The 25,078-nt window shown below is 70.2% G+C and carries 26 protein-coding genes and 1 tRNA gene; 15 read left to right on the top strand and 12 right to left on the bottom strand.

Translation table 11 applies throughout. The annotated features are described in order from the left end of the window. Positions 1-176 precede the first annotated feature (176 nt). Genes R9Z33_RS21800 through R9Z33_RS21785 form a run of 4 tightly spaced genes read left to right on the top strand, consistent with a single transcriptional unit; the run spans position 177 to position 3,854 of the window. Positions 177-1,265, top strand: a complete 1,089-nt coding sequence (locus R9Z33_RS21800) for an extracellular solute-binding protein (protein ID WP_318648679.1) — start codon at positions 177-179, stop codon at positions 1,263-1,265. After that, positions 1,262-2,251, top strand: coding sequence for an ABC transporter ATP-binding protein (locus tag R9Z33_RS21795; RefSeq protein ID WP_318648678.1), 990 nt, complete (start codon positions 1,262-1,264; stop codon positions 2,249-2,251). The genes R9Z33_RS21800 and R9Z33_RS21795 overlap by 4 nt, the downstream gene beginning before the upstream one ends. Further along, the gene (locus R9Z33_RS21790; RefSeq protein ID WP_318648677.1) at positions 2,248-3,084 is read left to right on the top strand and encodes an ABC transporter permease; all 837 of its coding nucleotides are present in this window, start codon (positions 2,248-2,250) and stop codon (positions 3,082-3,084) included. Before R9Z33_RS21795 ends, R9Z33_RS21790 begins: the two co-directional genes overlap by 4 nt. Beyond that, on the top strand, positions 3,081-3,854 hold the full coding sequence (locus R9Z33_RS21785) for an ABC transporter permease subunit (protein ID WP_318648676.1): 774 nt from the start codon (positions 3,081-3,083) through the stop codon (positions 3,852-3,854). The genes R9Z33_RS21790 and R9Z33_RS21785 overlap by 4 nt, the downstream gene beginning before the upstream one ends. Here R9Z33_RS21785 and R9Z33_RS21780 read toward each other — a convergent pair. Beyond that, positions 3,844-4,467 carry a hypothetical protein gene (locus tag R9Z33_RS21780; RefSeq protein WP_318648675.1) on the bottom strand — a complete coding sequence of 208 codons (624 nt, stop codon included), beginning with the start codon at positions 4,465-4,467 and terminating at the stop codon, positions 3,844-3,846. The two genes, R9Z33_RS21785 and R9Z33_RS21780, sit on opposite strands and share 11 nt — an antisense overlap. Positions 4,468-4,604: 137 nt before the next feature. On the opposite strand from R9Z33_RS21780, the gene R9Z33_RS21775 reads away from it, so the two are divergent. Beyond that, positions 4,605-6,677 (top strand): methyl-accepting chemotaxis protein, encoded by a 2,073-nt coding sequence (locus R9Z33_RS21775; RefSeq protein ID WP_318648674.1) that lies wholly within the window; start codon positions 4,605-4,607, stop codon positions 6,675-6,677. A gap of 20 nt (positions 6,678-6,697) precedes the next feature. Here R9Z33_RS21775 and R9Z33_RS21770 read toward each other — a convergent pair whose 3' ends face one another. Further along, positions 6,698-8,227 (bottom strand): 4-hydroxyphenylacetate 3-hydroxylase family protein, encoded by a 1,530-nt coding sequence (locus tag R9Z33_RS21770; RefSeq protein ID WP_318648673.1) that lies wholly within the window; start codon positions 8,225-8,227, stop codon positions 6,698-6,700. Positions 8,228-8,295: 68 nt separating this feature from the next. Here R9Z33_RS21770 and R9Z33_RS21765 point away from each other — a divergent pair, with 68 nt between their 5' ends. From R9Z33_RS21765 to R9Z33_RS21755, 3 genes are read left to right on the top strand one after another with little or no spacing between them, the layout of a single operon-like run. Then, complete coding sequence (locus R9Z33_RS21765) at positions 8,296-8,859, top strand: TetR/AcrR family transcriptional regulator (RefSeq protein WP_318648672.1); 564 nt, start codon at positions 8,296-8,298, stop codon at positions 8,857-8,859. Next, entirely contained in the window at positions 8,853-9,398 is a 546-nt protein-coding gene (locus R9Z33_RS21760; protein ID WP_318648671.1) for an isochorismatase family protein, read from the top strand. Before R9Z33_RS21765 ends, R9Z33_RS21760 begins: the two co-directional genes overlap by 7 nt. A gap of 10 nt (positions 9,399-9,408) precedes the next feature. Then, positions 9,409-10,203, top strand: a complete 795-nt coding sequence (locus R9Z33_RS21755) for a GntR family transcriptional regulator (RefSeq protein ID WP_318648670.1) — start codon at positions 9,409-9,411, stop codon at positions 10,201-10,203. Here the strand turns inward: R9Z33_RS21755 and R9Z33_RS21750 are convergent. Continuing rightward, positions 10,187-11,080 (bottom strand): HpcH/HpaI aldolase/citrate lyase family protein, encoded by an 894-nt coding sequence (locus tag R9Z33_RS21750; RefSeq protein WP_318648669.1) that lies wholly within the window; start codon positions 11,078-11,080, stop codon positions 10,187-10,189. The genes R9Z33_RS21755 and R9Z33_RS21750 overlap by 17 nt on opposite strands. Before the next feature lie 126 nt (positions 11,081-11,206). Between R9Z33_RS21750 and R9Z33_RS21745 the strand changes: the two genes are divergently transcribed. The 4 genes from R9Z33_RS21745 to R9Z33_RS21730 all read left to right on the top strand — a co-directional run bounded on the left by R9Z33_RS21745 (position 11,207) and on the right by R9Z33_RS21730 (position 15,108). Then, a complete protein-coding gene (locus tag R9Z33_RS21745) occupies positions 11,207-12,613 on the top strand; it encodes an MmgE/PrpD family protein (RefSeq protein WP_318648668.1) in 1,407 nt (468 codons plus the stop codon). A gap of 31 nt (positions 12,614-12,644) precedes the next feature. Then, complete coding sequence (locus tag R9Z33_RS21740) at positions 12,645-14,015, top strand: LLM class flavin-dependent oxidoreductase (protein ID WP_318648667.1); 1,371 nt, start codon at positions 12,645-12,647, stop codon at positions 14,013-14,015. Beyond that, positions 14,012-14,986 carry a Bug family tripartite tricarboxylate transporter substrate binding protein gene (locus tag R9Z33_RS21735; RefSeq protein ID WP_318648666.1) on the top strand — a complete coding sequence of 325 codons (975 nt, stop codon included), beginning with the start codon at positions 14,012-14,014 and terminating at the stop codon, positions 14,984-14,986. The genes R9Z33_RS21740 and R9Z33_RS21735 overlap by 4 nt, the downstream gene beginning before the upstream one ends. Before the next feature lie 47 nt (positions 14,987-15,033). Next, positions 15,034-15,108 (top strand) — tRNA-Gln (locus R9Z33_RS21730). Between the two features lie 7 nt (positions 15,109-15,115). On the opposite strand, the gene R9Z33_RS21725 is transcribed toward R9Z33_RS21730, so the two are convergent. From R9Z33_RS21725 to R9Z33_RS21690, 9 genes are read right to left on the bottom strand one after another with little or no spacing between them, the layout of a single operon-like run. After that, on the bottom strand, positions 15,116-15,772 hold the full coding sequence (locus R9Z33_RS21725; protein ID WP_318648665.1) for a nitrile hydratase subunit alpha: 657 nt from the start codon (positions 15,770-15,772) through the stop codon (positions 15,116-15,118). Further along, positions 15,769-16,059 carry an SH3-like domain-containing protein gene (locus R9Z33_RS24815; RefSeq protein WP_404830623.1) on the bottom strand — a complete coding sequence of 97 codons (291 nt, stop codon included), beginning with the start codon at positions 16,057-16,059 and terminating at the stop codon, positions 15,769-15,771. The genes R9Z33_RS21725 and R9Z33_RS24815 overlap by 4 nt, the downstream gene beginning before the upstream one ends. Continuing rightward, positions 16,049-16,372 carry a hypothetical protein gene (locus R9Z33_RS24810; RefSeq protein ID WP_404830622.1) on the bottom strand — a complete coding sequence of 108 codons (324 nt, stop codon included), beginning with the start codon at positions 16,370-16,372 and terminating at the stop codon, positions 16,049-16,051. Before R9Z33_RS24810 ends, R9Z33_RS24815 begins: the two co-directional genes overlap by 11 nt. Continuing rightward, positions 16,369-17,421 carry an ABC transporter ATP-binding protein gene (locus R9Z33_RS21715; RefSeq protein WP_318648664.1) on the bottom strand — a complete coding sequence of 351 codons (1,053 nt, stop codon included), beginning with the start codon at positions 17,419-17,421 and terminating at the stop codon, positions 16,369-16,371. Before R9Z33_RS21715 ends, R9Z33_RS24810 begins: the two co-directional genes overlap by 4 nt. A gap of 9 nt (positions 17,422-17,430) precedes the next feature. Further along, positions 17,431-18,231 (bottom strand): ABC transporter permease, encoded by an 801-nt coding sequence (locus tag R9Z33_RS21710; RefSeq protein ID WP_318648663.1) that lies wholly within the window; start codon positions 18,229-18,231, stop codon positions 17,431-17,433. After that, a complete protein-coding gene (locus R9Z33_RS21705; protein ID WP_318648662.1) occupies positions 18,224-19,084 on the bottom strand; it encodes an ABC transporter permease in 861 nt (286 codons plus the stop codon). Before R9Z33_RS21705 ends, R9Z33_RS21710 begins: the two co-directional genes overlap by 8 nt. Continuing rightward, positions 19,084-20,130 (bottom strand): extracellular solute-binding protein, encoded by a 1,047-nt coding sequence (locus R9Z33_RS21700; RefSeq protein WP_318648661.1) that lies wholly within the window; start codon positions 20,128-20,130, stop codon positions 19,084-19,086. Before R9Z33_RS21700 ends, R9Z33_RS21705 begins: the two co-directional genes overlap by 1 nt. Before the next feature lie 50 nt (positions 20,131-20,180). Further along, the gene (locus R9Z33_RS21695; protein WP_318648660.1) at positions 20,181-21,032 is read right to left on the bottom strand and encodes a 4-(cytidine 5'-diphospho)-2-C-methyl-D-erythritol kinase; all 852 of its coding nucleotides are present in this window, start codon (positions 21,030-21,032) and stop codon (positions 20,181-20,183) included. 1 nt (position 21,033) lies between these two features. Beyond that, positions 21,034-22,743, bottom strand: a complete 1,710-nt coding sequence (locus R9Z33_RS21690; RefSeq protein WP_318648659.1) for a tetratricopeptide repeat protein — start codon at positions 22,741-22,743, stop codon at positions 21,034-21,036. Between the two features lie 175 nt (positions 22,744-22,918). On the opposite strand from R9Z33_RS21690, the gene R9Z33_RS21685 reads away from it, so the two are divergent. The 3 genes from R9Z33_RS21685 to R9Z33_RS21675 are packed head-to-tail and all read left to right on the top strand — an operon-like array spanning position 22,919 to position 25,078. Continuing rightward, on the top strand, positions 22,919-23,677 hold the full coding sequence (locus R9Z33_RS21685; protein WP_318648658.1) for an ABC transporter substrate-binding protein: 759 nt from the start codon (positions 22,919-22,921) through the stop codon (positions 23,675-23,677). 10 nt (positions 23,678-23,687) lie between these two features. Further along, the gene (locus tag R9Z33_RS21680) at positions 23,688-24,347 is read left to right on the top strand and encodes an amino acid ABC transporter permease (protein ID WP_318648657.1); all 660 of its coding nucleotides are present in this window, start codon (positions 23,688-23,690) and stop codon (positions 24,345-24,347) included. Next, positions 24,344-25,078 (top strand): amino acid ABC transporter ATP-binding protein, encoded by a 735-nt coding sequence (locus R9Z33_RS21675; protein ID WP_318648656.1) that lies wholly within the window; start codon positions 24,344-24,346, stop codon positions 25,076-25,078. Before R9Z33_RS21680 ends, R9Z33_RS21675 begins: the two co-directional genes overlap by 4 nt.

The following is a 25,078-nucleotide window of genomic DNA, read 5'->3' as shown; positions in this document are numbered from 1 at the left end:
GGTGCATCGGAAGGGGAGGGAGGGGTGCGGCCCGGGGCGCGGCACTGGACGCAGTTCACCCCTTGGCCCGCCTTCTTTACGAGAACAAATAAAGAACGTCAAGGAAAAAAAGCGGATATTGTGGAACCGACGCGCCTGCGCCATTAGGCACAGCACCCTGATGCGGAGCCCGCCCCATGCGCCGATTTCTGCTGACCTTGGTCCTGCTGCTCACTGGCCTCAACGCCCAGGCGCAGCAACCCACGCTGAACATCTACAACTGGGCCGACTACATGGATCCCTACGCGATCGAGCGCTTCCAGCGCGAGACGGGGATCCGCGTCCGCTATGACGTCTATGACACGCTGGAGACGTTGGAAGGAAAATTATCCGCAGGGCGCTCCGGCTATGACATTGTGGTCCCCACCAGCGAACCCGCCTTCAATCGCCTGGTCCGCGCCGGCGCGCTGCGCCCGCTGGACCGTGCCCGGCTGCCCAATGCCGCCAACCTCGACCCGGCGCTGATGGCGCGGATCGCGAGCGTGGATCCGGAGAACCGGCATGGCGTGATCTACCTCTGGGGCACGGTCGGCCTCGGCATGAACGCCGCGCGCATTCGCGAACTCGCGCCCGATGCGCCGCTCGACAGCCTGGACCTGCTGCTGAATCCCGAGCATGCGCGCCGCATCGCGCGCTGCGGCATCGCGGTGATGGACAGCGCCGTGGATGTGCTGCCCTCCGTGCTGCGCCATCTGGGCCGGCATCCCGACAGCACCACCCAGGCCGATCTCGATGCCGCCCAGCGCGCGCTGCTCGCGATCCGCCCCTTCCTGCGCTCCATCCCCTCGCCACCCGCCATCATCGATGCGCTGGCGGCGGGCGAGATTTGCCTCGCCTTCAGCTATTCGGGCGACGTGATCCAGGCGACGGCTCGCGCGCGCGAGGCACGGCGCACGCATGAGGTGACCTATGTGATGCCGCGCGAGGGCGCGCAGCTCTGGTTCGACATGATGGCGATCCCGGCTGATGCGCCGAACCCCGATGCCGCCCATGCCTTCATCAACTTCATCCTGCAGCCCGACGTCATGGCCGGCATCACCCGCCAGGTGCGCTATCCCAACGCCGTCCCCGCCTCGCGCGCCTTGCTGCCGCCCGAGGTGGCGAACGATCCGAGCGTGTTCCCCCCGGCCGAAGCGCTGGCGTTGAGCTTCGTGGCCGGCACGCCGGCCCAGGCCGGCGAACGCGCGCGGGCGCGGCTCTGGGCGCGGTTCAAGGCCGGCCGGTGACGCTGCTCGCGCTGGAGGGCGTGACGCGGCGCTTCGGCGCCACCCTGGCGCTGGACGCCCTCTCGCTCGAGATCGGCGCGGGCGAGTTCTTCGCGCTGCTGGGTGGCTCGGGCTCGGGCAAGTCCACGCTGCTGCGCGTGATCGCCGGCTTCGAGGCGCCGGATGCGGGCCGCGTCACGTTGCGCGGGCGCGACATTACCCACCTGCCGCCGCCCGGGCGGGACCTCGCGATGATGTTCCAGTCCTACGCGCTGTTCCCGCATATGAGCGTGCGCGAGAACATCGCCTATGGCCTGCGCCGCGCGGGCGAACGCGACCCCGCGCCGCGTGTCGCGGAGCTGGTGGCGCTGCTGGGGCTGGAAGGGTTGGAGGCGCGGCGCCCGCAGCAGCTCTCGGGCGGGCAGCAGCAGCGCGTGGCGCTGGCCCGCGCCTTGGCACGCCGGCCGCCGCTGGTGCTGCTGGACGAGCCGCTGGGCGCGCTCGATTCCGGCCTGCGGGAACGCACGGGCCTGGAATTGCGCGCGCTGCAGCGCCGGCTCGGCGCCAGCTTCGTGATGGTCACGCATGACCAGGCGGAGGCGCTCTCGCTCGCGGATCGGGTGGCAGTGCTGGAGGGCGGGCGGATCGCGCAGGTGGCGGCGCCGCGCGAGCTCTATGAGCGCCCGACCACGCGCTCCGTCGCGCGCTTCCTGGGTGCGGCCAATGTCCTGGAGGCCGGGCGCTTCCGCTTGCGGACGGACGCGACCGCGCCCGCCTATGCGCTGCGTCCCGAGCGCATCCGCATCACGGAGAGCCTGCCGGAGGTGAATGGGACGCGTGCCACCGTCACCGACATCGCCTTCCGCGGCGGCGATGTCCTGCTGCTGGCCGAGGCGGAGGGGCAGGGGCTGCGTCTCGTCCTGCCGGCCGGCGCGGCGTTGCCCGTGCCAGGGGCGGAGATCTTCCTCGCATGGGACGCCGCCGCGCTGGCGCCGCTCTTGGCATGATCCGCGCCGGCGCCTGGCTTGCGCTCCTGCTGCTGGTGGCGGCCCCGCTGGCCATCGTGCTGGGCATGGGCTTCGGCACCTCGGCGCCCGGCGTGCCGCCTGTCATCCCGCCCATCGGGCGGGAGGGCTGGCAGGGGAGCTTCGAGGCCTGGGGTCTGCTGTTTGCCGACACCTACTACCTCGATGCCGCGCTGCGCTCGCTGCGGCTTGCGGCCATCACGGCGGGGCTCTGCCTTGTGCTGGGCTTCGGCATGGCGCTCGGCATCGCCTCGGCCGCGCCGCGCTGGCAGGCGCCCCTGCTGGCCCTGGTGCTGCTGCCCTTCTGGTCCGGCTTCGTGCTGCGCCTCGCCGCCTGGGTCGGGCTGCTGCGCGATGGCGGCTGGATCAACGCGACGCTCCTCCATGTGGGGCTGATCGCCGAGCCCATGCCACTGCTCTACAGCGAGGGCGCCATGCTGCTCGGCATGGTGCATGGGTACCTGCCCTTCGCGGTGCTGCCGCTGACCGCCACGCTGGCCCGGCGCGACCGGCGGCTGGAGGAGGCGGCGGCCGATCTCGGCGCCGGGCGCTGGACGGTGTTCTTCACCATCACCCTGCCGCTCGCCGCGCCTGCCGCCGGCGCCGCCTTCCTCTTGGTCTTCATTCCCGCGGCGGGCGAGGTGGTGATCCCCGAGGTGCTCGGCGCGCCGGATTCCGTGCTCTTCGGCCGCGCCATCTGGGGCGAGTTCTTCCAGACGCGCGACTGGCCGGCGGCGGCTGCGCTCTCCACCGCACTGCTGGCGCTGCTGCTGCTGCCCATCGCGCTCTACCAGCGGCTTTCGGTGGCGCGATGAGGCGGGCTCTGCTCACGCTCGGGCTGCTTTTCCTCTGGGCGCCGATCCTGCTCATGTCGGCCTATGCCTTCTCGGGCAGCCGCGTGCCCTTCGAATGGGGCGGCTTCTCGTTGCGCTGGTTCCAGGCGTTGGCAGCCAATGAGCGGCTGCTGGAGGCGGCATGGCTGTCGCTGCGCATCGGCGCGGCCTCCGCCACGCTGGCGACGTTGCTGGGTCTCGCGCTGGGCTGGGTGCTGGCGCGGCATGGGCGCTTTGCGGGGCGGCCGCTTTTCGGCGTGCTGGCCGGCGCGCCGCTCGTGCTGCCCGAGGTGGTGATGGGTCTGGCCCTGCTGCTGCTTTTCGTCGGCCTTCAGGCGCTCACGGGCTGGCCCGCGCAGCGTGGTGCCGTCACCGTCTGGCTGGCGCATGCCGCGCTCGGCATGGCCTATGTGGCCGTGCTGGTGCAGGCGCGGCTCGCGGGCCTCGATCCATCGCTCGAGGAAGCCGCTTCGGACCTCGGCGCCAGCCCGGCCGTGGTGTTCCGCACCATCACCCTACCGCTGATCGCGCCTAGCCTGGCGGCGGGCTGGCTGCTCGCCTTCACGCTCTCGCTGGACGATGTGGTGCTGGCGAGCTTCGTCTCCGGCCCGGGAGCGACGACGCTGCCGGTCTATCTTTTCTCACAGCTTCGCCTGGGCATGACGCCCGAGGCGAATGCGCTGGCGGTGGTCATGCTGGCCGTGGCCGGCGGCCTTGGCCTGATCGCCTGGATGCTGCGCCTCAGGCGTTGAGCAGCGCGTCGATGTCGGCCTGCGCGAGGTCGGCGGCGTTGGGCGCGGCGGCCACGGTCTGCATCTGCGTGCGGACCACCACCTTGGTTTCGGCCGCCCGCGCCTGGCCGGGCAGCACGCGTTCCAGCATGGTCTCTACCTGCTGCAGGTGCTGGATCGCGCGGCGGATGCGCTGGCCAGTCACGTCCTGGAAACTGCACGCTTCGAAGATGGCGTTCACCTTTTCGGCCAGGTCCTGCATGCCCGCCGCGTCCCGCTGGCCGCTCGAGATCCAGTCCTGGATCGCCTCCGCCGCTTCGAGGATGACGTTGGCGGCGGATTCCGTCGCCATCACCACGGCCTCCAGCTCCACGCCGCTGTTGCGGCTGGCCTCGGCCGGCGCGGCGACGAGGTTCGCGATGCGCTCATGCATCTGGGTCAATTCCTGCGTGATGCGCTCCTCGCTCATGTCGGCGAGCTGGACGCTCGCGTGCAGCTCCGCGCTCAGTTCCGCGATGCGACGGTCGAGGAAGCGGTTCATTTCAGTGAAGAGCGGCTGGAACTCGGCCCGGACGGCCGCACCGACGGCAGCGGCCAGGGCGTCCTGCAGGGCAGGCGTGATCTCGTTCGACATGCTCGGGGACCTCGTCATCGGCAAACCAGGCGGCAATAGGCCGGCGGGCATGAAATCGCGGTTAACGGCGGGATTCACGCATCGGCAAGACCTCTGACCTAAGTCTGCCGGCATCTCGTCGAAGAGGATGCATGACGATGCGCGTGAGAACCCTGTTCAACCTGGCAATGCTGTCCATTGGCTGCGTCGCAACGCTGGTTGCGGGCGGCCTGGCCTGGAGCGAGTGGCGCAAGGCGCAGGGTGCGCGTGAGGCGGCCGGGCATGTCGCGGTCTCGGCCGATCTGCTGCGCCTGACCGAGCGGCTGGTGATCGAACGCGGCAACTACGTCATCCGCATGAACGCGGCCGGCGCGGCGGATTCCGGCGTCATGCAGCGGCTGCGCGCGCTGGAGACCGAGACCGATGCCGCTCTCCAGCGGACGCTGGACGCGCTGCGCGCCGCCGGTCTGGAGGCCGGCCTGCGGCGACTGGAGAGCATCCCGGCCGAACTTACCGCCCTGCGTGCGCAGCTGCGCCCCGCGGCGGAGCAGCCGTTGACCGCGCGCGAGGCAGCCATCCGCGGCCGGCCGCAGGCGGCCTATACCGCGATGCTTTCGAGCGTCAGCCAGCTGCTGGATGGCAGCCACCGAGCCGTGGCCGAGGCAGGCGGCGGGCTTGAGGGCCTGCTGCTCGTCGCGCGTATCACCTGGGATGTCCGCGACGCGGCCAGTCGCCGGATCGTCGCCGTGGGCACGGCGCTGAACAGCGGCCGCGCGCTGACGCCGGCCGAACTGGAGACGATCGCCGGCGCGAGCTTCGCGGTGGAGAGCGGGTGGAACCGTGCGCGCATGGTGGCCCGCATGCTCGGTGAGCCGCCACGCGTGGCACAGGCCCTGGCCGAAGTGCAGACGCGCTATTTCGGCGAGGCGATGCGCATGACGGATGCGCTGATCGCGGCGGGCCGCGCGGGCTCCGCCTATCCCTTGAGCGGTGACGCCTTCACCGCCTGGGCGACGCCCGCGCTGCAGCAGCTCCTGCTGCTGCGCGACGCCGCGCTTGAGGAAGCGGTCTCCGCAGCCGGCGCCGCGGAAGCCGCGGCTTGGTGGAGCCTCGCCATGGTGCTGACCGGGGCGCTGGTGGTCGGGCTGTTGCTGGCGGGCCTCGCGGTGCTGTTGCGCCGGCGCGTGGTGACGCCCGTGCTGGACCTGACCGGCAGCGTGCAGCATCTGGCCGAGGGTGACCTTGCGCGGAAGATCCCGCATGAGGGACGTCGGGACGAGATCGGCCAGATGGCCGGCGCGCTGGAAGTGCTGCGGCGAAAGGCCGAGGTCGCCCGCGCCACCGAAGCGGCGGCCGCCGCCGCGCAGGCCGCGAAGCTGGCCGAGGGCGAACGCACGCAAGGCCTGGTCCGCGCCTTCGAGGTCGAGGTGGCGGAGACGCTGGGCGCCTTTGCCGCCGCCGCCGCGCCGCTCGACGACACGGCCGATCGCCTGGGCCACGCCGCCACGGATGCGCGCGACCGGGCCGAGGACATGGCCCGCGCCGCGGGCAGCGCCTTCGAGGAGGTGGGCCTGGTGGCCAATTCGACGGAGGAACTGGCGGCGAGCATCGCCGATGTGGCGCGCCAGGTGGCGGAGAGCGCGCGCATCGCCGCCAAGGCTGCCGAGGACACGCGCGCGACGGATGCCGCCGTGGGCGTCCTGGTTGAAGGCGCGCAGCGCATCGGCGACGTGGTCGGCCTGATCAATTCCATCGCGGCGCAGACCAACCTCCTCGCGCTCAACGCCACGATCGAGGCGGCGCGCGCGGGCGATGCCGGCAAGGGCTTCGCCGTGGTGGCGGGCGAGGTGAAGGCGCTGGCAGCGCAGACCGCGAAGGCCACCGAGCAGATCCGCGAGCAGATCGGCACGATGCAGCAGGAGACGGGCCGGGCGGCGGAAGCGGTGCGCGGCATCGGGCGCACCATCGCGGAGGTCAGCGCCATCGCCGAGCAGGTGGCCGCGGCGGCGGAGGAGCAGGCGGCCGCGACCAAGGAGATTGGCCGCGCTGTCTCGCGTGCGGCCAGCGGCACGGAGGAGGTTTCGCGCCAGACCGCGCAGGTGCGCGAAGGAGCGGAAGTGACGGCGGCGGCCACCACAGAGCTGCGCGATGCCTCCGCTGGGCTGTCGCAGCAGGCCATCGCGCTGCGCGGCAAGGTGGATGGCTTCCTGGGCGCGATCCGCGCGGCCTGAGGCGGGCCCGGCCGCGCGGCCTATTCGGCCGCGTTGCGGGCGGGCAGGGCGGGTGGTTCGCAGCCCGTCTCGCAGCAGCGGCCGGGCTGCTTCGAGGTGCGCTTCCCTTCGTCCAGGATGCCGCGGTCGAGCAGCCTTTCAACCAGCGCGCTGCGTTCCTCCACCGGGTAGTTGCGCCAGATCTCGCGCTTCATCGCCTCCGGGCTGCCGCCGCCATGCAGCGAGATCACGGAATACCAGCCGCCCTGGTTGGAGGCCGTGAGGTCCTCCATGAAGCGCGCCACGTCGAGGCGCTTCTCCGCCGGGATGTCGGGGCGACCGGCGAGCACGGCGGAGAGTGAGGCGGCTGTCTCGGGGTTGTGGTCCTCATCCGGGCCGGGCAGGGCGACGATCAGGCCACCCGAGACGTAGTGGGCCAGGCGATGCATGTCGTAGATCTGCGTCGCCAGCAGCAGCTTGCCGATGTTGCTGAACACCGTTTCGGGCATCACCGCGCCCGAGGGGTCGCGCGTGCCATAGACGCTGGCGGCGACGCCGCAGGCGTAGAATCCCTCGACGATCTTGATCAGGTCCACCATCGCATCCCGCACATGGGCGTGGCGGTCGGTGTCCAGGCCGTTCGCCTCGATCATCAGGGCGCCGGCGCCGATCAGCAGGTCACCGAAGCCGGCGCGGGCGGCGATGCAGGAATGGCGGTGATGCGTCGCGTAGCTGGTCGTCATGAAGCCGGCCTCGACCGTCTCGCCCGCGAAGAAGACGCGCTCCCACGGCACGAAGACATCCTCGAACATCACCACACCGGTGGACTGGCCATACGTGTTGCTGAAGCGGGCCGCGGCCTCGCCCGGGCGGCCGGCGGGGCGGGAGACGATGGTGACACCCTCCGCATCCACCGGCACCGCGCAGCAGACGGCGAAATCGGCATCCTCGGGCGTCATGGTCCGGCACGGCATGACGAGGAATTCGTGCATGTAGGGCGCGCCGGTGACGATGGCCTTGGTGCCGCGAATGATGATGCCATCCGCACGGCGTTCCTTGATGTGCACATGCACGTCGCGATTGACCTGCTGGCCGGGGCGCTTGGAGCGGTCGCCCTTCGCATCCGTCATCGCGATGCCGAGCGAGAGGTCGCGCGCCTGCACATCATCGAGGTAGGCGAGGAAGCGCGCATGGCGCTCGCCGCCATGCTCATCATCGGCGCGCTTCGTGCCCTGGTGCAGCGCGTTCAGCGCGTCATGCGCCAGGTAGCGCTGGGCGCAGCCGGATTCGCGGCAGAGCAGACGCACCGCCTCCAGCTTGGTCAGCAGGTCATCCGTGCTGCCATTCACATGCAGCATGCGATTGGTGACGCGGCCCGAGCCCTGCTGCGTGGCCACCATGCGCTTCTCGTATTCGGGGCGCAGCGCGAAGTCATAGGTCACGCCCAGCGCGTTGATGCCCGGCGCCAGCAGCGGTTCATCCGCCACGCTCTTCACCTGCTGGCCATTGACGAAGACGCGCGGCGAAAGCGCGCGGAGCGAGTCGCGATAGGCCTCGGCGGACATCAGCATGGTGGCGTTTCCCTCTCTCATTCCCTTGGGCTTGCGAAAAATCTAACGCTGTTCGATTATCGGGGTCAATGAGCGCTTCGACGAAAAAGGAACTGGGCCGGCAGCGCATCCTCGATGCAGCGCGCGAGGTCTTCGCCGAGCAGGGGCTGGAGGGCGCCAGCCTGCGGGCCATCGCGGCGCGTGCGGGCTACACGCCGGCCGCGCTCTATTTCCACTTCGACAGCCGCGAGGCGATCTATGCCGAACTGCTGCGCGCCTCGCTCGCCGATCTCACGGTTGCCATCGCCGCCGCCGCGCAGGGGCCGGACGCCTTCCGGCAGGGCGCGATGGCGCTGTTCGATTTCTACGCCGCGCGTCCGCAGGAATTGGCGCTGGGCCTCTATCTCGGCCCTGGCGGTCCTGCGCCGCGCGGGCTCGGGCAGGGGGTGGACCCCGAGTTGAACGCCCTGTTGCTGGAGGCCTTGGCACCCATCCGCGCAGCCGCCACCGTGCCTGAGCCCGATGCGCTGGTCGCGGAGGTCTTCGCCCAGGCGGTGGGCCTCCTGGTGCTGTCCGAAACCCGTCGCCTGCGCCTGTTTGGGCTGCCCGCGCGCGGCCTGATGCAACGCCTGCTGGAGCGCATGCCATGCTGACCCTGAACCGCCGGACCTCCCTGCTGCTCCTCGTGGACCTCCAGGGCAAGCTGCACCCCGCCATCGAGGGCGGGCCGGCCGTGGTGCGGGAGGCCTTGCGCCTCGCCAACCTCGCCAGGCTCTTCGACATCCCGGTCTGGGCCACCGAGCATTGCCCGGACCGCATCGGGCCCCTCTTGCCGGAACTCGCCGCGCTGAGCGAGGCGACCTTCCACAAGACGAGCTTCGATGCCTGCCGCACGCCCGCCTTCCGGGACGCCCTGCCGGCCGAGCGCACCGACATCGTGGTCTGCGGCTATGAGGCGCATGTCTGCGTGATGCAGACGGCGCTGGGCCTGCTGGGCCTGGGCCGCCGCGTCTGGGCGGTGCGGGACGCGATGGGCTCGCGCCGCGCTGCGAACCGCGAGGCGGCGCTGGCCCGCCTGGCCGGCGCCGGGTCCACGATCATCACCACCGAGATGGCCGGCTTCGAATGGGCCGAGGATGCCGCGGACCCACGCTGGCGTTCCCTGCTGGCATTGGTGAAGGACCCCGGGTAACTAGAAAGGAATGCAATCGGGGGGCGCCGTGACCAAGGGCGACATAACCAGGGGCGACGGCACGGGCCGACGCGACATCACGAATTCCGGCGCCGATCCGCGCCCACGCTATCGCCAGATCAGCGACGAGCTGCTCGCCCAGATCCGCGGCGGCCAGCACGCCATCGGCAGCATGCTGCCGACCGAGACCGAGCTCTGTGCCCTCTACGGCGCGTCACGCCACACCATCCGCGAGGCGCTGCGCCTGGTGGAGGAGGCGGGGCTGGTCGCGCGCCGCCAGGGCAGCGGCACGACCGTCATCGCGCATGAGAATCGCGGCCGCTTCGTGCAGGACCTGACCAGCATGGGAGGTCTCCTCCAATACCCGGAGGAGACGCGCCTGACCGTGCTGCGGGCACGCGAGGTGCCGGCGAGCGAAGTGCCCGGCGTGCCGGAGGGCGAGACCTGGCTGCGCGTCGAGGGCATCCGCCGCGTCCGCCTCACCACGGCACCGATCTGCTTCACGGTGGTCCACATTCCGACGGAATATGCCGGAGTGATCGAAGAGATCGGCCAGCAGCCCAGCTCGGTCTATGCCCTGATCGAACGCCGCTTCGGGCTGCAGCTGTCCTCGGTCGAGGTGGATCTCTCGGCGGGCGGCGTGCCCGAGGCCCAGGCCGCGCTGCTCGAGGTCGAGCCCGGCGCGCCGGCACTGATGATCCGCCGGCGCTACCTCGACCAGAATGGCCGTGTCTTCGAGGTGTCGGAGGGCTGCCACCCTGCCCCCCGCTTCACCTATCGCGCGACGCTCAAGCGCGAGGTGTGAGGCCGATCCGCTCGGCCAGCGCCACGATGCGCTGCGCGCGGTCCACGATCGGGTAGTCCACGAAGCGTCCCTCCACCTGGATGGAGGCCAGGCCCTGTGCCTCGGCCTCGGCGAAGGCGGCTATGATGCGCCGGGCGCGGGCCACCTCCGCCTCCGCCGGGGAATAGGCGGCATTGGCGACGGGCACTTGGTCCGGATGAATGCAGAGCTTGCCCTGGAAGCCCAGCGCCACGCCGCGCGCGCAGGAGGCGGTGAAGGCCTCCATCTCCCGCAGTTCGATCCAGACCGTGTCGATGGGCGCTTCCAGCCCCGCGGCGCGGCTGTGCAGCACCATCTTCTCGCGCGCACCTTCCAGCACCGTCTCCGCCAGATCCCAGGTGATGCCGAGGTCGAGCGTGTAGTCGCCGGCGCCGAAGCTGAAGCGCCGCACGCGGCTGCCGAGGGAGGCGGCGCAGGCGGTGAGTGCGCCCAGGCCCGCCATGCCACGCGCCGTCTCGATGATGGGCATCACCTCGATGCCGCGATGGGGCAGGCCACGCTCGCGCTCAAGCGCCGAAATCAGCCAATCCACGGCGATGAGCTGGGCCGGGTCCTCCAGCTTGGGCAGCACCAGCCCGTCGAGTCGCGGGCCGATCACGGCCTGGATGTCGCCGGGGCAGAATTCCGTATCGAAGGCGTTGACACGCACGAAGCCGCGGCAGGTGCGGGGGCGCTCCAGCGCCGCATTCACCAGCGCGCGGGCCGCGACCTTCGCCGAGATCGCCACCGCATCCTCGAGGTCGAGGATGCAGGCATCGGCGCCGGCGGTCAGCACCTTTTCGGCGCGGCGGGCATGGTCGCCGGGGGCGAAGAGGAAGGTGCGGTTCGGGGCGGTCATGCGGCGTCTCCTGCGATGTTCCTTCGCTGATAGGCGGGGCGCCGGGCGGCGTCCAGATGGATTTGTCCGTATGTTTGACAGGGTCGCCCGGACATGCCCATCCTTCCGGAAAGGGAGACAAACGTCATGGACAGCCTGCCGACCGAGCTTGCCACGCGCACGCCGATTTCCTTGCAGCTGGGCGAGTTCGCCACCGCCCTGCGGGTGGAGGAGATTCCCGCCGACGTGATGGAACAGGCCAAGCGCCACATGCTGGACAGCCTGGGTATCGCCATTGCTGCCTCGGGCTTCGATTATGCGCGGCGGACCATCGGCGCGATCCATGGCATGGCCGGGGCAGGCAGCCATCCCGTGATCGGCATGCCCTACCGCCTGCCGCTGCGCGATGCCGTGATGATGAACGGCGCGCTCATCCACGGCCTCGATTATGACGACACGCATTCGGACGCGATCGTGCACGCGTCATCGAGCACGGTGCCGACGGCGCTGCACATGGCGCGCGAGCATGGCGCGAGCGGTGCGGAGGCGCTGCTTGCCTATATCCTCGGGGTCGAGGCGGCTTCGCGCATCGGCGCCGCCGCGCAGGGTGGATTCCACCAGGTGGGCTTCCACCCGACGGGCATGGTCGGCGCCTTTGGCTGCGCGCTGACGGCGGGGCGCCTGGCCGGCGCCACGCCCGCACAGATCGGGGCGGCGCAGGGCATTCTGCTCTCCATGGCCGCGGGCTCGCTGGAGTTCCTGGAGGATGGTTCCTGGACCAAGCGCATCCATCCCGGCTGGGCGGGCTTCGCCGCGATCACCGCGACGGCCCTGGCGCGCAACGGCTTCAAGGCGCCGCCCGCCGCCTATGAGGGGCGCTTCGGTCTGTTCCGCAGTCACATGCAGGACAAGGCGCCCTCCGACCTCTCGCGCTGCACCGAGCGCCTGGGCGAACTGTGGGAGATGCGCAACAACGCGCTGAAGCCCTATCCCTGCTGCCACTTCAACCACGTCTTCGCCGATGCCGCGCTGGCCTTGCGCGCGGCGCACGGGCTGCGGCCGGAGGACATCAAACACATCACGGTCCGGATCCATCCGGGCCAGGTGAAGGTGGTGTGCGAGCCGGAGGCGGCGAAGAAGGTGCCGGCCAACTCGTATGACGCGCAGTTCAGCGTGCATTATGCCGTCGCCTCCTGCCTGCTGCGCGGACGCCTCTCGCTCGACGAGCTGGAGGAGGAGATGATCCGTGATCCGCGCGCGCTCGCCCTCTGTGCGCGCACCAGCTACGAGACCGACGCCACGCTGAACTTCCCGCGCTACTACGGCGGCGAGCTGGTGATCGAGACGATGGATGGCCGCGTTCTGCGCCATCGCGAGGAGATGAACCGCGGCTCCGACGGCAATCCGCTGACCATGGCCGATGTGGAACGGAAGTTCATGGAAAACGCGGGCCGCCAGATCTCCGCGGCGCAGGCCCGGCGCATCCTTGACCTTGTCATGGGCCTGGATGCGGCGTCGAATGTGATGGCGCTCACTGAAGCCCTGAATGGCTGAGGACGCGCCACACGGTCGAGGAAAAAGATTGATGTCACGACGCGGCGAAATGGCCATGGTCGCCTTTCTTCAGGCGCAGAACTGCTCGAACTACCCGGGGTCCTGGCGGCATCCGGAAACGATGCAGGACTTCCTTTCGCCGAAGTATTACCAGCGCATCGCCCGCAACCTCGAGGATGGCCGCTTCCACATGGCCTTCTTCGACGACCGCTTGGCCCTGCCGGACATCCTGGGTCATGACCACGCGCAGGCGGTGACGAACGGCATCCGTGTCGTGAAGCTCGACCTCATCTCGATCCTCACCGCGATGGGTCTGGCGACCGAGAAGCTCGGTCTCGGCGCCACCTATTCGACCACCTATTACGAGCCCTATCATGTGGCCCGCGTCTTCGCGACGCTGGACCACATGCTGGGCGGGCGCGTCGCCTGGAACGTCGTCACCTCGCTGAACGACAGCGAGGCGCACAACATGGGCCGCGCCGAGCACCCCGAGCATGACCTGCGCTATGACCGCGCGGATGAGTTCATGCAGATCGTGCTCAGCCACTGGGATGCCTGGGGCGATGACGCGATCATCAACGACCGAGCCTCGGGCATCTTCGCCGACCCGAGCAAGGTCCGCCGCCTGAACCATGAGGGCCGCTGGTACAAGAGCCAGGGCACCTTCACCGTGCCGCGCACGCCGCAGGGCCGGCCGGTGCTGATCCAGGCCGGCCAGAGCGGTCGCGGCAAGACCTTCGCCGCCGCCTGGGGCGACTTGATCTTCGTGATCTATCCGAACCTCAAGGCCGGCCAGAAGGTCTATGCCGAGTTCAAGGCGCAGGTCGCCGCCTCGGGCCGGGATCCCGCCAAGGTCCGCGTCTGCCCCGCCGTCTACGCGATCGTGGGCAACAGCAAGGATGAGGCGGCGGAGAAGCGCGCGCTGATCGAAAGCCTTGCCAAGCCGGTGGACGGCCTCGCACTGCTCTCCGAGGTGCTGAACTACGACTTCGCCAGCAAGGGCATGGACGATGCCTTCACCGACGAGGAACTCGCCGGCATCAAGGGCCTGCAGGCGATCCGCGACCGCGTCGTCGCCGGCTCGGGCAAGCAGAACCCGACGCTGCGCGACTTCGTGCAGATCAGCGGCCGCGGCACCATCCGCGAGTTCCCTTGCTTCACCGGCACGCCGCAATCCATCGCGGACGAGATGCAGGAATGGTTCGAGAGCGAGGCCTGCGACGGCTTCGTGCTCGCTGCCACGCACATGCCCGGCGCCTATGAGGATTTCGTGCGCCTGGTCGTGCCCGAACTGCAACGTCGCGGCGTGTTCCGCCGCGAATTCACAGGCACCACCCTGCGCGAGAATCTCGGCCTGCCGCGCGCCGCCCCCTTCGACTGGCAAAGGACTCCCGCCGCATGATCCAACGCCGCCATCTGCTCGCCACGCCCGCGCTCGCGCTCGCCGCGCCGGCCTTCGCGCAAGGCTATCCGACACGCCCGGTGCGCATCATCGTGCCCTTCCCACCGGGCAATATGAGCGACCTGATCGCACGCGTGCTGACCGAGGAGATGCAGACGCGGCACAACGTCCAGATCGTCGTGGACAATCGGGCGGGCGCCACCGGGGCGATCGGCGTGCAGGCGGTGACCAGCGCGCCGCCCGATGGGCATACGCTGCTGCTGACCAGCAACTCGCCCGTCGCGGTGAATCCGGCGGTCACGCCCAACCTGCCCTTCGACGTGCTGCGCGACCTCGTGCCCATGTCGCTGATCGGCTGGACCGGATTCCTGATCGTGGTGCCGCCCGACCTGCCCGCCAACAACCTGGCCGAGCTTGTGGCCCTGATGCGGGCCAATCCCGGCCGCTACATCGCGGCCAACCCGGGCATGGGGACGGCGGGGCACCTGACGACGGAGATGTTCTCCCGGCTCGCGCGGGTGCCGATGGAGCAGGTGCCGTATCGCGGCTCGGCCCAGGCGCTGCTCGACCTCTCGGCCGGGCGCGTGCATTTCATGATCGACGCGATGACGAGCGCCATGCCGCAGGTGACCGGCGGCCGCGTGAAGGCGCTGGCGGTGCTGGCGCAGGCGCGTTCGCCCATCCTGCCGAATGTGCCGAGCATGCGCGAATCGGGCGTGCCGGAGGTGGTGGATTTCCAGAGCCTGGCCTGGGCTGGCCTGCTCGGCCCGGCCGGCACGCCGCCGGCCATCACGCTCTACTGGAATCGCGTCCTCAACGAATTGCTGGCCGACCCCGCCTTCGTCCGGCGCCTCGCCCAGCAGAATGTGGAGGCTGCGCCGCCGGGCGGGCCGGAGCGGCTGGCCGACATCCTGCGCACCGACCTGGCCCGCTGGCAGCAGCTGGTGCGTGACGCGAATATCCGGATCTGAGGGGGGCTTTACGACCCCGGCGGTGCCTCGCTAAAGGGCTGCACGGCTGGGGTGTAGCCAAGTGGTAAGGCAGCGGTTTTTGGTACCGCCATTCCTAGGTTCGAATCCTAGCACCCCAACCAGCCCCACTCAGTCCGGCGCCAACGCCACAGCGGTGCCGATCATCGAATCGCGCGTCACCAGGGCCGCGAGCCGCGCCTCGTCCCAGCCTTCCGTGCCCTCCGGGCGGCGGGGGATGACAAGGTAGCGCAGATCGGCCGTGCTATCCACGACGCGGATGCGCGTCTCCTCCGGCAGGGTCAACCCGAATTCCGCGAGCACGCCGCGCGGGTCGAGGACCACGCGCGAGCGATAGGCCTTGCTCTTGTACCAGGCGGGCGGCACGCCCAGCAGCATGCGCGGGTAGCAGGAGCAGAGGGTGCAGGCGATGACGTGGTGCAATCCCTCCTCATTCTCGAGCGCGATCAGCTCCGGCGCATCGGGGATGGTGATGCCGAGCCTCGCCACCGCGGCGCGCGCGTCGCGCTTTAACTCCGCGTGGAATTCCGGATCGGCCCAGGCCTTGGCGATGACGCTGGCGCCGAGCTCGGGCGTGCGGCCCTCCTGCAGCTCGATCTGGCGGGTGATCTGCTCGGCGGTGAGGATGCCCTTCTCGATGAGCAGTTCGCGCAGCGCGCGCTCCAGGATCTGGAAGGGGCCGGGCGGGCCCTCGCCATCCTCGATGGGCGCGTGGTCATGATCGTGATCGTGGTCGTGATCATGATGGTGGTGATGCGGCGTGCTCATGGGGCGGCCTCGCTTTCCAGCCAATCCTCGTAGATGTCGGCCTCGATCTCGTCCCGCGTCGGCTGGCCGTCGGGGCCGAGATGCGGGAAGCGGACGCGGTAGAGAAACAGCTTGGGCAGGCCCGGGCGGTGCTGCGCCAGCTGGGACGGGTCATGGAAGCGGCCGGCATATTCCGTCACCACGCCGCGATGGCCGCGCAGGTAGAAGGGCGTGCGGCAATGGCCGCGCACCGGCCGGTCGGCGACGCGGACTGGCGTGCCGGGCACGAAGCGCGGCTCAGGCGGCATCGGCCAGCTCCTTCGTGATGGCGGCGACCCGCGCCTCGATCTCCTCGCGCGTCAGCACTTGCTGCTCGACCAGGAGGTTGGTGATCGCCTGCAGCCAGCGGTCATAGTAGGGCAGGTGGTCGTAATCCTCCTGCGAGAATTCCTCGATGGCACGCCGCAGTGCATCCGTCTTGAAGGCGCCGCAGGCCGGGCCTGTCAGCAGCATGAGCATGGCGTCCACCCGCAGCTCATAGAGCGTGCGTGGATGCTCGGTGCGATCAATCGGGCCGAGGTCGAGCCCGCCTATGTCATGCATGGCGCGTTCGCTGGTCATGCCTTGTCCTCCTCGAACAGGATGAGATGCGCGGGGTCGGGGCGCAGATGGACAGTCTCGCCGATGGCGGGCGGCGCCGCCAGCGCCGCGGGCGGCAGGCTCGCCGAGAGGGCCAGGCCAGCCGGGCCCTCCGCATAGAGCGAGGCATGCGCGCCCTTGAAGACGATTTCGGTCACGCGCGCGGCGATGCTGCCGGACGCGGCCTCGCGCAGGATCGTCATGTGCTCGGGCCGGATGCCGATCCGCACCGCGCCGGGGCTGGCACCGGCGTGCAGGATTTCGCCACCGCCCGGCAGGCGCAGTGCGCCCTCCGGCGTGACATCGGCCGGGATGAGATTGGCCTCGCCCAGGAAATCCATCACCTCGCGGCTGCGCGGGCGGGCATAGAGGGTCGCGGGGCGCTCCACCTCGCGGATGTCGCCGGTGAACATGACGGCCACGCGATCGGCAAGCGAGAGCGCCTCCTCCTGGTCATGCGTGACGATGATGGTTGTGACGCCGACTTCGCGATGGATGCGCTTCAGTTCCACTTGCATCGCGTCACGCAGCTTGCGGTCCAGCGCGCCCAGCGGCTCGTCCAGCAGCAGGATGTCGGGCTTGATGACGAGCGCGCGCGCCAGCGCCACGCGCTGCCGCTGGCCGCCCGAGAGGCGCGCTGGGTAGCGATCGGCCATCTCGCCCAGGCGGACCAGGTCCAGCGCCTCCTCCACGCGCTTCGCGATGGTGCCGCGGTCCTGCCCGCGCATGCGCAGCCCGTAGCCGATGTTCTGCGCCACCGTCATGTGCGGAAACAGCGCATAATCCTGAAAGACGAGGCCGAGGTTGCGCCGGTGCGGCGGCAGGCCGAGCACGGAGCGCCCGGCGATGCGGATCTCCCCCCCGCTCACCGGCGTGAAGCCTGCGATGGCGCGCAGCGTCGTCGTCTTGCCGCAGCCCGAAGGGCCCAGCAGCGCCACGCATTCGCCATCCGCCACGTCGAGGCTGACGCCGTGCAGGATGCGGTTGCCCCCCAGGGTCACCTCGACGCGATCGAGCTCAAGCCGGGCCATGGGGTCTCCTCAGCGCGGGATGGAGAGGGAGATGATGCGCCAGCGCCGCTCGGCCAGCAGGATGAGCAGCGCGACCACGGCGACATAGGCGGAGGAGAAGGCCGCCGGCGTCGGGTCCAGGTTCTGGCTGATGTAGTTGAACAGCTCGATCGGCAGGGTCGTGAGGTCGCCACGCACGAGGAAGACGCTGATCGGATAGTTGTCGAAGCTGATGAGGAAGGCGAAGAGGAAGCCGCTGACCAGGCCCGGCGCCATCTGCGGTAGCGTGACTGTGCGGAAGACCTGCCAGGGCGAGGCGCCGAGCGAGGCGCCCGCCTCCTCCAGCGAGGGGTTGGAGAGGGTGAGGGCCGCCGCCACGGTCCGCACCGGATAGGCGATGACCAGCACGAGATGGCCGATGACCAGGCTCCACCAGGTGAAGGCGACGCCCAGCAGGATGAAGAACTGGATCAGCGCGATGCCGATGGCCACGATGGGCAGCGCGATGGGCGAGAGCAGCAGGGAGGTCAGCATGGCCTTGCCCGGCAGCGGGCTGCGCACCAGGGCGAGGGCTGCGGCTGCCCCCATGGCGGTGGCGAGCGCGGCGGTGATCACGCCGATGTAGAGGCTGGTGATGGTCGCATCCCAGATGCGGTTGATGCGGCTGATATTCTCGAACCAGCGCAGCGAGAGGCTTTGCGGCGGGAACTCGATGAAGATCGAGCCGCCGAAGGCCACCACCCCGGTGAAGATCACCGGAAAGATGAGAAAGGCGAGGCCGAGGCTGGCCAGCAGCGCCACCACGGCGCGGAAGCTCTTCGCGTCAGGCATGGTGGCGGAACACCAGGCGGATGAGGAGCGTATAGGCCAGCAGGATGCCGAAGGTGACCAGCGTCAGCGCCACGATCATGGCCGAGCCGAAGGGGAAGTTCAGCTGCACCAGGAACTGCTCGGCCGCCACCTGGCTGATCATCGCCGTCGCGGGCGAGCCGAGCATGAGGGGTGTCACGAAGGCGCTCATGCAAATGGCGAAGGTCAGCGTGGTGCCGCCGAAGATCCCCGGCATGGAGAGCGGCAGCACCGTGCCGAAGAGCGCCCGCCAGGGCCCGGCGCCGAGCGATTGCGCGGCTTCGACGAAGGAGGGTGGGATGCGCGTCAATGCGCCGTAGATCGGCAGGATCATGAAGGGCAGCGCGTAATGCACCAGCGCCACGATGGTCGCACCTTCGCTGTAGACCAGCCGCAACGGCTCCTCGGTCAGGCCGAGCGCCAGCAGGAGCTGGTTGACCGGTCCCGCGTCGGCCAGCGTCACCAGCCAGCCATAGTTCCGCACGATCAGGCTGGAGGCGAGGGAGACGAAGATCGTGATGAGGATCGCCGTGCGCCAGAAGGTCCGCACCTGGAAGAGAAACAGCGCGATCGGATAGGCGATGAGCAGCGTGAGCAGCGTGGAGATGGCCGAGATCCGCACCGTCCGCTCCAGCGCCCGCCATGAGCGCCCGGAATTCCAGACGCGGTCATACTGGAAGAGGTGCAGCCCCGCGCGCGGCTCCAGGTCGGCCGGCGCGGAGCGCAGGCTTTCCTCGACCATGTATCCCAGCGGCACGAGGTAGAAGGCCGCGAGGAAAACCAGCGCGGGCGCAATCAGCAACAGCCCGGTGAGGCGCGGGGAAGCGCCCTGCATCAGCCGAACACGTTGTTCCAGGCATCGGTGAGCCGGCCGCGCTGCTCGGAGAGGAAGCGCCAGTCGGCGTAGAGGATGTTCTCCGGCGGACCGAGCAGCTCCATCGTCCGCGGTGACGGGTTCACCTCGCGGTTGGCAGCGCGCGAATGCAGCACGCTGTCAATCTTGCTCTGGAACTCACGCGAAAGGCTCATGTTCACGTAGCGCTCGGCCAGTTCCACGTTGCGTGCATTCACCGGCATGTTGAGGCCGACGATCTCGCCATGGATGCCCTCGGTCAGCGGCACGGCGGGCTTGATGGGCGCGCCCTGCTCGATGATCGGGTTGATGAAGATGCCGTAGAAGGGCACCAGCGGGATCTGGCCCGATTGCAGCATCTGGATGGCCTGCGGCGCGCCGGTATAGGCAATGGCGCCATTCTCCTTCAGCCGTGCGAGATGCCGGATGCCGGCATCGAGGTCCCGCTGCGCCTCGGCGAAGGGCTTGCCGGTGGCGATCTGCGCCGCCGTCGTCACCATGCGCACGCCGCTGTTCCAGGTGATGGGCGGGATGGCGACACGCCGGCGCGAGGAGGGATCCCAGAGCTGCGCCCAGGCGGTGGGCTGCGTCGTCTGCGCGCGGGTGTTGTAGTAGAGCGTGTGCACCGCATCGATGACGCCGGCCGAGTAGTTGTCGGCCAGCTTGAAGGCATCGCGCAGGAAGGCCCAGTTCGGGATATTCGCCGGATTGTGCGGGCGCAGCAGCCCGGCCTGGGCGGCGGCGAAGACGCCCGCCTCGGAGAACTGCATCAGGTCGGGCGGGTTGTCGCGCTGGGTGCGGAGCATGGCGAGCATGTTCGCCGTGACCGATTGCTGGACGTTCAGCCGCGCGCCCGTTTCACGCTCGAAGGCCGGATGCAGCTCGTCGATCCAGAGGCGGGCCAGCAGGCCCTGGTTCAGCACCACGGTCAGCGTGCCGCCGGATTGCGCGCGGCTGGTGACCCAGGGCGCGCTGAGGGGCAGCGACAGGGCGCTGGCGGCAAGGATGGTCCGGCGGGAGGCGATCATGACGGGCTCCTTCGATGTCCGGACAAGCTGTGGCGGAAGCGCTGCGCCCGTCAAGTGATCAGGGCGCCGCCCGCGGCCCACCAGGCGGGGGGCATGCCGCGCGCGGCGGCAGCCGCCTCGGCCGGTGTCGCGAAGATGCCGAAACATGTGGCGCCGGAGCCGCTCATCCGCGCCAGCAGGCAGCCGGGCGCGGCGCGCAGCGCGGCCAGGACCTCGCCGATCACCGGGCAGAGGGAGAGTGCCGGCGCCTCCAGGTCATTGGTCAGCCGCGCGAGATCGGCCGCCATGGCCGCCGCACTGCCCCAGGCGCCGGGGAGGGTGGCCGATGGCGAGAAGCCACCCTGGCGCGCGCGGAAGACGGCGGGGGTGGCCACCGGCACGCGCGGATTGACCAGCAGAAGCCCGCATTCCGGCAGGGTGGGGCCCGGGCTGATCTGCTCGCCGATGCCCTGCATGCGGGCGGGGCGCGAGGCGACGCAGACCGGGATGTCGGCGCCCAACGGGGCGGCGAGTCGCGTCAGGACCGTCTCTTCCAGCGCGCAGCCCCAGAGGCGGTTGAGCAGGCGCAGCGCGGCGGCCGCGTCGGCCGAGCCGCCGCCGATGCCGGACGCGACCGGCAGATGCTTTTCCAGCCGCAGCGCCGCGCCCGCCGTCACCCCGGCCTCGGCCGCGAGGGTGCGGGCGGCGCGCAGCACCAGGTTGTCGGGTTCGGCGGCCAGGCTCTCGCCGAAGGGGCCGGCCAGCGTCAGGCTCAGCTGATCGGCCGGGGCCGCGGCGAGGCGATCGGCGGCGGGGCCGAAGACGGCGAGGCTGTCCAGCAGGTGGTATCCGTCGGCGCGGCGGCCGGTCACGTGCAGGAACAGGTTGACCTTGGCCGGGGCGGCCTCCTCCAGCGTCGTCATGTCAGCGGCGGGCGGGCCGGGGCAGGCCGCTGTCGATCTTCATCCGCAGGCGGGTCGCCTCGGCAGGTTCCGGGTCCATGGTGAGTGCCCGCTGCCACTGGAAGCGCGCCTCGCGCTCACGCCCGGCGGCCCAATAGGCGTCGCCCAGGTGGTCGTTGATGGTGGCGCTGCGTGGCTCCAGCTCCACCGCGCGCTCCAGCTGCGTGATGGCGGCCTGGATCTGCCCCATGCGGAACAGCACCCAGCCGAGGCTGTCGGCGATGTTGCCATCCTGCGGGCGCTGGGCCGCGGCGCCTTCCAGCATGGCCTTCGCGCGTTCCAGGTTCACGCCCATGTCGGCCCAGGTATAGGCGAGGTAGTTCAGCACGAAGGGCTGCTCGGGCGAGAGCGCCAGCGCCTGGAGGAAATCCTCCTCAGCGCCTGGCCAATTGCCGGAGCGTTCCCGCGCGATGCCGCGTGCGTAGAAGAGCGGCCAATCGGCAGCGCGGATGGGCTGGCTGCGGGCGATGGCGCCGTCATAGGCCTGCACCGCCTCGGCGAAGCGGCCGCGCCGGCGCTGCAGGTCACCGAGGCGCGTCAGCGGTTGCGGCAGGCTGGGCTGTGCGTCGGCCATGCGGCGCAGCAGCGCCTCCGCCTCCGGTGCGCGGCCCAGCCGGTCGAGCAGGTTGGCCTGGCGGAGCTGGGCCGGCCCGAAAAGCGGGTCGCCCTCGGGCACCAGCAGCAGCGTCTCGCGCGCCGATTCCAGGCGTTCGCCCTCGGTCAGGGTATCGGCCAGCAGCAGCAGGGCGGGGGCGAAGCTCGGCCGCAGACGCAGGGCGAGGCGCGCCATCAGCGTCGCCATCTCCTCCAGGCCCTGGCCGCGCAGGGCGCTGCCCAGCGCCACATAGGCCTCCGCGATGCCGTCGGCCGGGCCCTCGATGGCGCGCTGGGTGAGCACCAGGCGGCGCGCGGGCGGCAGGACGGCGAGCGCCAGGTCGTCATTGGAGCCGGCCAGCTCGTCGAGCAGCCGCGCCGCCTCGGCCGGGCGCCCGGCACGCTCGAGGATGCCGGCGGCGAGCATCGCAAGGCGCAGCGTCGGCTCGGGCTGGTCGGCCAGGGCGAGGCGGACGAAGCGCTCGGCCTCGCGCGGGCGGTTGGCGACGTCGGCGATGAGCGCCCCGTGCAGCGCGTTCAGCGCGCGGAAGCGGCCCTGCTCGGCCAGGGGGCGCAGCGTGGCCAGCGCCTGGTCGGTCTGGCCGCGTCCGGCCTGGGTCCAGGCCAGCAGTACGGGCTGGAGGGCCGAGACCGGCCCCTGGCGGTGCAGGTTGCGCGCCCGCGCCTCCGCCCCCGCCCAGCGCCCGGCCGCCACCTCGGCGCCGAAGAGCACAAGCTGCGCCGAGGCGTTGTCCGGCAGGCGGCGGGCGAGGCGCAGCGCATCCGGCCGGCCATCCATGAGGGTGGCGATGAAGGCGCGGTGGATGAGGTCGGGCTGGTCCGGATCGGCGCGCAGGGCCGCGAGCAGGCTGTCGGCCGCCACCTTGGTATCCAGCTCCTCGCCCGCGAAGCGGCCGACGAGGTAGTTGCCGAAGACGCTGCCGCTGGCCGCGACCTCCCCTCGGCTCGGCGCCGAGCGGCCGGCCCGGTCCACGACATTGGGCCCGCCCGCCGCGCAGGCAGCAAGCATGGTCAGGCCCAGGAGCAGGAGCCGGGGTGGCAGGCGTCTCTCGCGCATGGATGGAATGTAGGCATGCGAGGGGGTGCCGCACCATGGGGCGTGGTCTGTTCACCACAGTTGCCGGCCACAATGTGGCTTTTCGGCATCGGTTCCGGGGCGGGGGGCCGCTTGAACCTTCCGCGCAGCCGTGCCCTCATCCCGTCCAGGCAAGGCAAACAGAGGAGAGGTGGGCATGTTCAACCGTCGTCATGTTCTGGGGGGCGGCGCCGCGCTGGCGCTTTCCGGTGGCACCGCGCTGGCGCAGGGCCAGACGCTCCGGGTCGGCTCCACGCCGACGGGCATTCCCTTCACCTTCCTCGACACCAGCCGCAACACGATCACCGGCTTCATGGTGGAGCTGATCACCGAGATCGGCCGCCGCCAGGGTTTCGCCGTGGATGTGCAGGCCACCCCCTTCGCGGCGCTCATCGCCTCGCTCACCTCCTCCCGCATCGACCTGATCGCGGCGGCGATGCTGGCCACGCCCGCGCGGCGCGAGCAGATCGATTTCTCCGACCCCGTCTATGCCTATGGGGAAGGCGTCGCGGTGCGCGAGGGCGAGCAGCGCCCTTGGCGCAGCCTGGCCGACATGCGCGGCGTGGCGGCAGGGGCGCAGATCGGCACCGTCTATATCGAGCCGCTGCGCGCGGCCGGCCTCGATGTCCGCACCTATGACAGCGTGGCCGACATCATGCGCGACGTCTCGCTCGGCCGCATCGCGGCGGGCTTCGGCGATGCGCCCATCGTCTCCTACCAGATCGCGCAGGGCACCTTCCGCGGCGTGCGGCTGCTGCCGGAGTATCGCCCCTCGATCGTCGGTAGCATCGCCATCGGCACCCGCAAGGGCGATCCGGTGATGGCGCGGATCAATGCGGGGCTGGCCAGCATGAAGGCCGATGGCGCCTTCACCGCGCTGGTTACCAAGTGGAACCTGCCGCCTTCGGCCGCGTGAGCGGCGGCGCTTGACCTGGGCGGGTTTCCTGCGGGACGGGCAGCAATTTCTGCCCATCCTGCTGCAAGGGGTCTGGGTGACGATCGCCGTCACCCTCTGCGCGCTGCTGCTTTCCACGGCGCTCGGCATCGTCTGGGCGCTGATGCGCACCTCGGGCAAGCGCTGGCTGGAATGGCCGGCGATGCTCTTCACCAACACGATCCGCGGCATCCCGATCCTGGTGCAGCTCTTCTACATCTATTTCGTGCTGCCCGAGCTGGGCGTGGACCTCAACGCCTTCCAGGCGGGCGTGATCGGCCTTGGCGTCGCCTATTCCGCCTATATGGGCGAGGTGTTCCGCGCGGGAATCCTCGCCGTGGATGCCGGCACCATCGAGGCGGCGGAGAGCCTGGGCATGAGCCGCGCGCGCATCCTGACGCGCGTGGTGCTGCCGCAGGCGGTGCGGATCGTGTTGCCGCCCTATGGCAACAACCTGATCATGCTGCTGAAGGACAGCTCGCAGGCCAGCGTCATCACGGTCGCCGAGCTTTCGACGCAGGCGCGCCTCATCGCCTCCTCCACCTTCAAGAACCAGGAGGTCTGGACCATGGCGGCGCTGCTCTATCTGTGCCTGTCCATCCCGCTGATCATCCTGGTGGCGCGGCTGGAAAAGCGGTTCGGCCGGCGATGATCGAGATCGACAAGCTGCAGAAATCCTTCGGCACGAATCGCGTACTGGATGGCATTTCGCTGAACATCCGCCAGGGCCAGGTGGTCTGCGTCATCGGGCCGTCGGGCTCGGGCAAGTCCACGCTGCTGCGCTGCGTGAACGGCCTCGAATCCTATGAGGGCGGCGAGGTGAGGGTGCTGGGCAGGCGGGTGGACCGTAACAGCCCCGAGATCCGCGCCACGCGCCAGCAGGTGACGATGGTGTTCCAGCGCTTCAACCTGTTTCCCCATCGCACCGCGCTGGAGAACGTGACCGAGGGCCCGATCTACGCCGCCGGCGAGGACCGTGCGGCGGCGGAGCGGCATGCGCGCGAATTGCTGGCCCGTGTGGGCCTGACCGGGAAGGAGAGCGCCTATCCCTCCCAGCTTTCGGGTGGCCAGCAGCAGCGTGTCGCGATCGCCCGCGCGCTCGCCATGCGCCCCAAGGCCGTGCTCTTCGACGAGCCGACCAGCGCGCTCGACCCCGAACTGGTGGGCGAGGTGCTGACCGTCATGCGCGACCTGGCGCGCGAGGGCATGACCATGGCCGTGGTGACGCATGAGATGGGCTTCGCGCGTGAGGTCGCGGATCACGTGGTCTTCATGGACAAGGGCCGCGTCGTCGAGGAAGGCCCTCCCGCGGAAATCCTCACCGCCCCGCGCGAGCCGCGCACGCAGGATTTCCTGCGCCGCGTCCTGCGCCCCCTGGAGTAG

It is taken from the genome of Sediminicoccus rosea (genome assembly GCF_033547095.1).
Classification (GTDB): Bacteria; Pseudomonadota; Alphaproteobacteria; order Acetobacterales; family Acetobacteraceae; genus Roseococcus; species Roseococcus rosea.
The sequence above is the reverse complement of the archived record's forward strand: the minus strand, read 5'-3'. Positions and strand labels throughout refer to the sequence as shown.